Source organism: Leptolyngbya sp. FACHB-36, assembly GCF_014695955.1.
Classification (GTDB): Bacteria; Cyanobacteriota; Cyanobacteriia; order Leptolyngbyales; family Leptolyngbyaceae; genus FACHB-36.
Genome location: NZ_JACJPG010000250.1, coordinates 1 through 5,008 on the forward strand (window position 1 = coordinate 1; position 5,008 = coordinate 5,008).

Sequence of the window (5,008 nt, forward strand, 5' to 3'; positions counted from 1 at the left end):
CGAGCCGATGGCACCATTCTGGGTCCGCTTCACGGCGTTCCGATTTTGGTCAAAGACTCGTACAACGTCGCAGGATTGGCAACCACAGGCGGCGTTAGAGGGTTTGAGAATTTTGTCTCAGATGATGATGCGTTTGTCGTTGAGAAACTGCGGGATGCAGGCGCAATCATTCTTGGCAAAACCAACATGGATAGCTTTGCCAGCGGTGTCGCTGGATTCAGCAATCTATTTGGCGGCGTCCGCAACCCTTACAACCTGGCAAAGGAAACGGGTGGCTCCAGTTCGGGCACGGGGTCTGGAATCGGCGCGAACTTTGCGATCGCGGGTATGGGAGGTGAAACCGGAGGATCGATCGTCATTCCCAGCGCGGCAAACTCGCTAGTTGGCATCAAACCAAGCCGGGGACTTGTTTCAGTCGAAGGAACAATCCCGCTGACGCCGTTCCGGGATGTGATTGGACCGATGACCCGCAGCGTCACGGACAGCGCCATCATGCTGGATGTGCTGGCTCAATACAATCCGACTGACATCTGGAACCCCTACAAACCGTCGGGTCCAGAGCGTCCACTCTCTTATACCTCTCCAGAAGTTCTAAGTGATAAAGCCCTTGAAGGGAAAGTTCTAGCGATCCCCAAAGTTTATGTTGGACAGGATCAAGTACTGGGTCGGGGGTTCAGACTCGATCCTGAGATTAGCGAGCTATTTGAACGAGCCAAACAGACGTTGACCGAACAAGGCGCAACGGTGATTGAGGTTGACACGGCTCCCTACTACTCCAAATGGGTCAACTTTGATCAGGAATGGAATTACGGGTGGCCTACCGCTGAATTCCCCAACTGGATGCGCGAGAACGGTGCGTACTATTTGGAGGAGTTCATCAAAGCCCTCAACAATCCGACGATCGACTCGCTGCTGGACGTGAGAGCGGGCATCACAGGCGAGTATCCAGACTCGGCTCTGGTGAGCACTCTGAGAGCGCTGGAAGAAGGGACCCCGCGCTCCTTCGCGGACGAAGCCTTGCAGATTGCACTCAAAGCGCTCGATGCTTGGCGCACTACAGACTTTGAACCATTTGTGGAGTCGCTGGGCATCGATGCCTTTGTGTTTCCAACGCTGCGAGTCGTCATTCCCGATGAATCCGGCCCCAGTGGTCCACCTGTCTTTGCCCGAAATGCCGATGCAGAATCTAACGTGCTGGGATTGCCCGTGGTAACGGTGCCAATGGGCTACACCAGTGGCGACGTTCCGGCGTCGTTGAGTTTCATGGGCGATTACTATGGGGAAGCAGAAATTCTGGGCTACGCTTACGACTTTGAGCAAGCAACGCTGTATCGGAAGCCACCCAGCACCGTGCCTGAACTCGAAACGGCCAAGGCATTCCTCTCCACAGGAACGACCAGCCAAAGCGATCAGGTGTTAGAGATCTTCGGCGTTCAATCTAATCTGATTACAGCGGTTGATGCCTAGTTGATGCATTAAGTGAGGGGACGATCGCAGGCGGCTGAGTCAACCTAGCCGCCTGCGATCGTCTCGAACTTCAAATTAAAAAATCGATCAGTTCTAGGCATAGCAACGTGGAAAAAGCAGACCTTAGATGGATGGAGAAATTCCACGATCAATGAGTTAATCATGTGATAAACTACCGAGAACTTGAGTCAGTCGGCTTAATTCATCCGTACGGATGGAGCGGAGGAACCAATTTTTGGGGCGAACCGTTTGCTGGTTTTAGACCGTAGGAAGTTAGAGCTGCACTCGTGGTTCTAATGTCCAGGATCTAAAATTTAGCTCGGAGGGTATCTCTCAACCCTAGCCCGTCAGCTAACCCCGTCAGCATTGAGGGAAGACTGAAGAGTCGGCATTCTAACTGCCTCAGGCTCGTCAGCGTCTTCTATCAGGACGACTCACTACACCTGCATCTGACCCTGAGGCAAAACTCATGATTGCTCAACTAAACTTAGCAGCGGTATTTGCCGCTGTTGCTCGAGCAACTTGGAAACGACCAAAGCCAAGTCTGCTGCGAGATAACGTACTTTTGCCCGCACTGGGGTTTTTGGGAATTATTCTGCTGTGGTATGCCGTAGCAGCTGTGCGGCACGAGCTGATGCCCTATCCCCACGAAGCGCTGCTAAACAATCTTGATTTCATCATGAATCCGTTTTATCAGCGCGGTCCAGGAGATTTGGGCATCGGCTGGCTGCTAATTGCCAGTTTGCGGCGGGTGCTGCTGGGCTTTTTACTGGGAGCGATCGTCGCAATTCCGCTCGGTTTTGTGATTGGCATGTACAAGCCTGCGCTGCTGGCGCTCAATCCGGTTATCCAGATTTTAAAGCCTGTGTCGCCGCTAGCGTGGCTGCCGATCGCCCTTGCCATTTTCAACCTGGCAGATCCGTCAGCGATCTTCGTCATTTTCATCACGTCCCTCTGGCCCACGATCATTAACACGGCACTCGGCGTTTCTAGTGTTTCCAAAGACTACATCGACGTAGCGCGAGTGCTAGAAATGCCGCGCTGGAGACGGGTAACTAAAATTATTCTGCCTGCCACTTTGCCTTACATTTTCACGGGGCTGCGAATTAGTCTAGGAATTGCGTGGCTGGTCATTGTGGCGGTGGAAATGCTAACTGGCGGTGTCGGCATTGGCTTTTTTGTCTGGGATGAGTGGAGCCGCTTGAATCTAAATTCAGTGTTTTTGGCGGTGCTGGTGATTGGCTTGACTGGACTGCTACTGGATTTTCTGCTGTCCCAGGTGCAAGCCTTCGTAACCCATCGCCGCCCCGCTTCGACTAGCCAGGGTTAAGTGAATGACGGAAGGGAGCAGTCAGGCGATGAGGAGCTAATCTGCCTCATCTGATTCTGCCAACCCATCATTCCCCTATCTGATTAACTAAGGAAACAGTCATGACTCAGTGGACTAGACGCGAGTTCGTGCTAGGTGCAAGTGCAGCTACAGCCGCCGCGCTAACGTCTTGCAACATTAACGCCGATCGCTCTGCTAAAGGCTTGACCGACGAAGCCAAAGCAATCACGCCCGTTGTGCGATCGCAGGATCTAGAAAAGCCAGATATCACCGTAGGCTATGTGCCTGTAAACGACTGCGCCCCATTTGCGATCGCCTGGAAGAAAGGCTTCTTCCGCAAGTACGGCTTAAACGTGCGCCTCAACCGTGAAGCAAGCTGGGCAACCTCGCGCGACGGCGTTATTTTTGGTCGCTTAGACGCCTCTCCTGTCGTGTCTGGCGCGGTGACGAATGCCCGCATTGGTGCCGAGGGTGCCCCTCGCGCTCCCCTGTGCGCTGGCATGACGATCCACCGCCACGGCAACGCCATGACCATGAACAAAGCGATGTGGGACTCCGGGTTGCGTCCCTGGCACGAATACAATGGCAACCTGGAAGAGTTTGGCAGGCAGTTTCGCCGCTTTTTTGAGAGCCAGCCAGCAGAGCAGCGAGTGTGGGCAGTGGTGCTCAGTTCCTCTATCTACGAATACTTCATCCGCTATCTCGCGGCGGCGGCAGGCGTGGAGCCAGACAAAGAATTCCGCATCATTATTATTCCGCCGCCGCAGATGGTCACAAATGTGCGGATTGGCGCTATGCAAGGCTACATGGTGGCGGAACCGTGGAACACGCGCGCCATTACGGGCAATGCGGGGGTTGGCTTTACCTTTGCGCAGGGCAAAGAAATTTGGCAAGGACATCCCGATCGACTACTGGGCGTGATGGAAGACTTTATCGAGAAGAACCCCAAGACGTATCGATCGCTGCTCAAGGCAATGATCGAAGCCTGCCAATACTGCAGCAAGGCAGAGAATCGGGAAGAAGTTGCCAAGCTGATCACCGATCGCTCCTTCACGGGCGCAAAGCCGAAGACAGGTCCCGTTGATAAATTTACCCGTCCGGCGATCGTGGGCGACTATAACTATGGCGGCTTCGACGGCAAAGACCGAATTATCAACTCCCCGGACACCACCATCTTTTTCGATATTCCCGACAATGTACCCAAGCAGCCTGGAGAGCACTCCACCTTTCTGTGGCGATCGCGCAGCATATGGATGATGACTCAAGCCGCCCGCTGGGGACAAATCAAGGAGTTTCCCAAGAATGCTGAAGAACTGGCGTCAAAAGGTTGGCGAGCTGATGTTTACCGCGAAGTTGCCGCCGAATTAGGCATCGACTGCCCCAAGGACGATTTCAAAGTCGAGTCTCCCGACGTATTTATTGACAAAAGAGGATTTGACCCCAGCGATCCAGTTGCCTACATCAACAGCTTCGAGATTCGCACCAATCGTCCTACCTCAATTTACTTAAGCTAGTGAAAGCAGCAGGTAATCGGTCATCAGCTTCACTTTCTACTCCCCACTCTCCAATCATGACTAAATCTACTCTCCACACCAACTCCCTCGATCGCATGCAGCCGGATAAGTCCAACTTCCTTGTCATCGACAACGTTAGCAAAGCGTACCCCGCCCCAGATGGCAGTGAGTTTGTCGTGCTTGATGGCATTAATTTGACCATGAACGACAACGAATTCGTTTGCGTGATCGGACACTCTGGCTGTGGCAAATCGACTCTGCTGAAAATGGTGGCGGGACTCGAACAGCTGTCATCCGGACGTGTGACTCTGGAAGGCAAAGAGGTTCGCAAACCCGGCAGCGATCGCATGATGGTATTCCAGCAGTACTCGCTACTGCCGTGGCTGACGGTGCGGGAAAATGTGCGATTGGCTGTCGATGAAGTGCTGAAAGGCGTCTCGCGCGCCGAGAAAGCGAACATCGTTAACGAGCACTTGACGATGGTGAACCTGACGGCGGCGGCGAATAAATACCCCGATGAAATTTCCGGCGGCATGAAGCAGCGGGTCGGCATCGCCCGCGCCTTGGCAATTCGCCCCAAAATGCTGCTGATGGATGAGCCGTTTGGTGCCCTTGATGCCCTAACCCGCGCTAAGCTGCAGCGGCAGGTCATCGACATCTGGGAAAACAACCGTCAGGCGGTGCTGATGGTGACGCA

At 53.7% G+C, this 5,008-nt stretch carries 4 protein-coding genes and 1 riboswitch; all 4 genes read left to right on the forward strand.

From position 1 onward, the window contains the following. The coding region (locus H6F43_RS06100; RefSeq protein ID WP_190341685.1) for an amidase at positions 1–1,467 on the forward strand (1,467 nt) is incomplete at its 5' end. Positions 1,468–1,651: 184 nt separating this feature from the next. Next, positions 1,652–1,848, forward strand: a riboswitch (cyclic di-AMP (ydaO/yuaA leader). Between the two features lie 88 nt (positions 1,849–1,936). Further along, positions 1,937–2,797, forward strand: a complete 861-nt coding sequence (gene ntrB, locus H6F43_RS06105) for a nitrate ABC transporter permease (RefSeq protein ID WP_190341687.1) — start codon at positions 1,937–1,939, stop codon at positions 2,795–2,797. A 101-nt stretch (positions 2,798–2,898) separates the two neighbouring features. Next, positions 2,899–4,311 carry a CmpA/NrtA family ABC transporter substrate-binding protein gene (locus H6F43_RS06110; protein WP_190341689.1) on the forward strand — a complete coding sequence of 471 codons (1,413 nt, stop codon included), beginning with the start codon at positions 2,899–2,901 and terminating at the stop codon, positions 4,309–4,311. A 56-nt stretch (positions 4,312–4,367) separates the two neighbouring features. Then, on the forward strand, positions 4,368–5,008 hold a 641-nt coding region (locus H6F43_RS06115), incomplete at its 3' end, for an ABC transporter ATP-binding protein (protein ID WP_190341691.1).

Bases quoted from the DNA above. Each gene is read 5' to 3' on its own strand.
- ntrB (WP_190341687.1), top strand. From the start codon at position 1,937: ATGATTGCTCAACTAAACTTAGCAGCGGTATTTGCCGCTGTTGCTCGA.
- H6F43_RS06110 (WP_190341689.1), top strand. From the start codon at position 2,899: ATGACTCAGTGGACTAGACGCGAGTTCGTGCTAGGTGCAAGTGCAGCT.